Here is a 3,374-nt window from a genome sequence, read left to right as displayed (position 1 = left end):
CGCCCGCCGCCCGCCCGGGCCGGGCCACCGCCGGGCGCGTCCCCCCGTCCGAGCCGCGCCCGCCGCGCGCCCGACGGCGGCCGACCCGGCTGCGGCTCGTCCTGACCCCGTTGCAGAAGGCGGCCGCGCTCGGCGTGGCCGCCACCGCTTTGTTCGTCGCCGGGGCGATCCTGTGGCAGTCGGGGGTGGTGCAGCAGAGCTGGCGCCAGACCGGCGACGGCCTGCTGCGGCTGACCGCCGCGATCGGCTTCCGCACCTCGGAAATCACCGTGTCCGGCCGCCGCCGCATCCCGGCCGACCAGATCGTCGCCGCGCTGGGCGCCCGCAACGGCGACCCGATCCTCGGCCTCGACATCGTCGCCGCCCGCCAGCGCCTGGAAGCCCTGCCCGGGGTGCGCGCGGCGGTGATCGAGCGCCGCCTGCCCGGCAGCCTGCATCTCGAGATCGTCGAGCGCGAGCCGGTGGCGCTGTGGCAGCATGACGGCGCCTACACCCTGGTCGATCGCGACGGGCGCGAGATCCCCGGCGCGATCGAGGGGTTCGAGGACCTGCCGCTGGTGGTGGGGGTCGGCGCCCAGACCCGCGCCGCCGAACTGCTGACCCTGCTCGCCAGCGAGCCCGAGCTGGCCACCCGGGTCAAGGCCGCCACCCGGATCGGCGAGCGCCGCTGGAACCTGCTGCTCGACGGGATCGAGGACGGGATCGAGGTCCGCCTGCCCGAGATCGAGCCCGAGACGGCGTGGCACCGGCTGGCCGAACTCGAACGCAACCGGGGCCTCAGCGGCCGGGCGGTGGCGATGATCGACCTGCGCGTGCCCGACCGGCTGGTGCTGCGCCCCGGGCGCAACCTGCCGCAGAACGCCGAACGCCCGCCCGCGCCCCTCCCCCCCGGCGCCGGCGCCGGATCCGCCAAGGAGGATTGATGGTCGCGGTACGCAACGGTCTGATCGCGGCACTGGATGTCGGCACCCACAAGGTGTGCTGCTTCATCGCCCGCGTCCAGGATGACGGCACGCCGCGCATCGTCGGCATCGGCCACCAGCTGGCGCGCGGGATGCGCAACGGCAGCGTGGTCGACATGGAGGAACTGGAAACCTCGATCCGCGCCGCGGTCGACGCCGCCGAGGAAATGGCCGGCGAACGGGTGCGGGCGGTGGTGGTCAACGTCTCGGGCGGGCTGCCCGGCTCGGCCAATGTCCGGGTCGAGGTGGCGATGAACGGCCACCCGGTCAACGAGGCCGACATCCGCCGCATGCTCGACCATGGCCGCGCCCATCACGAAAGCCCCGACCGCGAGTTGATCCACGCCATCCCGGTCGATTACACCATCGACGGCAACGAGGGGATCAAGGATCCGCGCGGGATGTTCGGCGACCGGCTCGGCGTCGCCATCCATGTCATCTCGGCCACGGTCGGGCCGGTGCGCAACCTCGCCTCGGTGGTCAACCGCTGCCACCTCGACATCGAGGCCCGCGTCGTCAGCCCCTATGCCGCCGGGCTGGCCTGCCTGGTCGATGACGAGAAGGAACTGGGCGTCACCTGCATCGACATGGGGGCCGGCACCACCTCGATCGCGGTGTTCCTCGCCGGCCAGCTGATCCACACCGACCTGATCCCGGTCGGCGGCGCCCACGTCACCAGCGACATCGCCCGCGGCCTGTCGACTCCGCTGGCCCAGGCCGAGCGGATGAAGACGCTGTACGGCTCGGCGATCCCGACCCCGTCCGACGACCGCGAGATCCTCAAGGTGCCGCTGGTCGGCGAGGACGAGGACGGCGCCAGCAATCAGGTGCCGCGCTCGATGCTGATCCAGGTGATCCAGCCCCGGCTGGAGGAAACCTTCGAACTGGTCCGCACCCGGCTCGAACAGGGCGGCTTCGACAAGATGGCCGGCCGCCGCGTCGTGCTGACCGGCGGCGCCAGCCAGATGCAGGGCGCCCGCGACCTCGCCGGGCTGGTGCTCGACAAGCAGGTCCGGCTCGGCCGGCCGGTGGGCTTGCAGGGCCTGCCCGAGGCGACCGCCGGCCCGGCCTTCTCGGTCTGCGCCGGGCTGATCCGATATGCGCTGGTCCACGGCGCCGCCGCCCCCCGGGGCCGGCGCGCCGCGATCGGCGGCGGTGGAGAGGAAGGCTCGGCCTGGGGACGGCTGGGCAGTTGGCTGAAACGTAATTTCTGACCCCGGATGCAAGAAGTTCAACAGAAGGCCAAGGGTGAAACGGCCGAAACAGCGCGGAGGACCAACATGCTGACCTTTCTTCCCGGAGCCCAACAGGAACTGAAGCCGCGAATCACCGTGATCGGTGTCGGCGGCGCCGGCGGCAACGCGGTCAACAACATGATCCAGGCCCGCCTCGAAGGCGTCGAGTTCATCGTCGCCAACACCGACGCCCAGTCGCTCGGCCAGAGCCGCACCGAACGCCGCATCCAGCTCGGCACCCAGGTCACCCAGGGCCTCGGCGCCGGCTCGCGCCCCGACGTCGGCCGCGCCGCCGCCGAGGAAAGCATCGAGGACATCCTCACCCAGATCACCGGCACCAACATGGTGTTCATCACCGCCGGGATGGGCGGCGGCACCGGCACCGGCGCCGCCCCGGTGATCGCCCGCGCCGCCCGCGAACAGGGCATCCTCACCGTCGGCGTCGTCACCAAGCCGTTCCATTTCGAGGGCGCGCACCGCATGCGCACCGCCGAACAGGGAATAGAGGAGATGCAGCAGTACGTTGATACGCTGATCATCATCCCCAACCAGAACCTGTTCCGCGTCGCCACCGAGCGCACCACCTTCGCCGACGCCTTCAAGATGGCCGACGACGTGCTCTATTCCGGCGTGCGCGGCGTCACCGACCTGATGATCATGCCCGGCCTGATCAACCTCGACTTCGCCGACATCCGCACCGTGATGAGCGAGATGGGCAAGGCGATGATGGGCACCGGCGAGGCCGAGGGCGACAAGCGCGCGATCGACGCCGCCGAGGCGGCGATCAGCAACCCGCTGCTCGACGACACCTCGATGAAGGGCGCCAAGGGGGTGTTGATCAACATCACCGGCGGCCTCGACATGACCCTGTTCGAGGTCGACGAGGCGGCCAACCGCATCCGCGACGAGGTCGATCCCGAAGCCAATATAATTTTCGGCTCGACCTTCGACGAAAAGCTCAACGGCCAGATCCGCGTCTCGGTGGTGGCCACCGGCATCGCCAGCGAAAACGCCGCCCAGCCCAAGCCGACGGTGATCTCGCTGGTCGGCACCAGCCCGGCCCAGGCCCGGCCCGGCGCGCCGATCCCCGCCGCCGCCCAGACCGCCGCCCCGGCCGGCCAGCCGGCGTTCCGCGCCCAGAAGATCGGCCCGGCCGCCGCCCCGACCGCGCCGGCCG

3 protein-coding genes are annotated in these 3,374 nt (G+C 71.6%); all 3 read left to right on the top strand.

The annotated features are described in order from the left end of the window. The coding region (locus ACFSNB_RS18545; RefSeq protein ID WP_377319285.1) for a cell division protein FtsQ/DivIB at positions 1-923 on the top strand (923 nt) is incomplete at its 5' end. After that, a complete protein-coding gene (gene ftsA, locus ACFSNB_RS18540) occupies positions 923-2,176 on the top strand; it encodes a cell division protein FtsA (RefSeq protein ID WP_377319283.1) in 1,254 nt (417 codons plus the stop codon). The genes ACFSNB_RS18545 and ftsA, both read left to right, overlap by 1 nt. Before the next feature lie 66 nt (positions 2,177-2,242). Further along, positions 2,243-3,374: cell division protein FtsZ (ftsZ, locus tag ACFSNB_RS18535; RefSeq protein WP_377319281.1), on the top strand; the 1,132-nt coding region annotated here is incomplete at its 3' end.

It is taken from the genome of Phaeospirillum tilakii, assembly GCF_042683125.1.
Lineage (GTDB): Bacteria > Pseudomonadota > Alphaproteobacteria > Rhodospirillales > Magnetospirillaceae > Phaeospirillum > Phaeospirillum tilakii.
The sequence above is the reverse complement of the archived record's forward strand: the minus strand, read 5'-3'. Positions and strand labels throughout refer to the sequence as shown.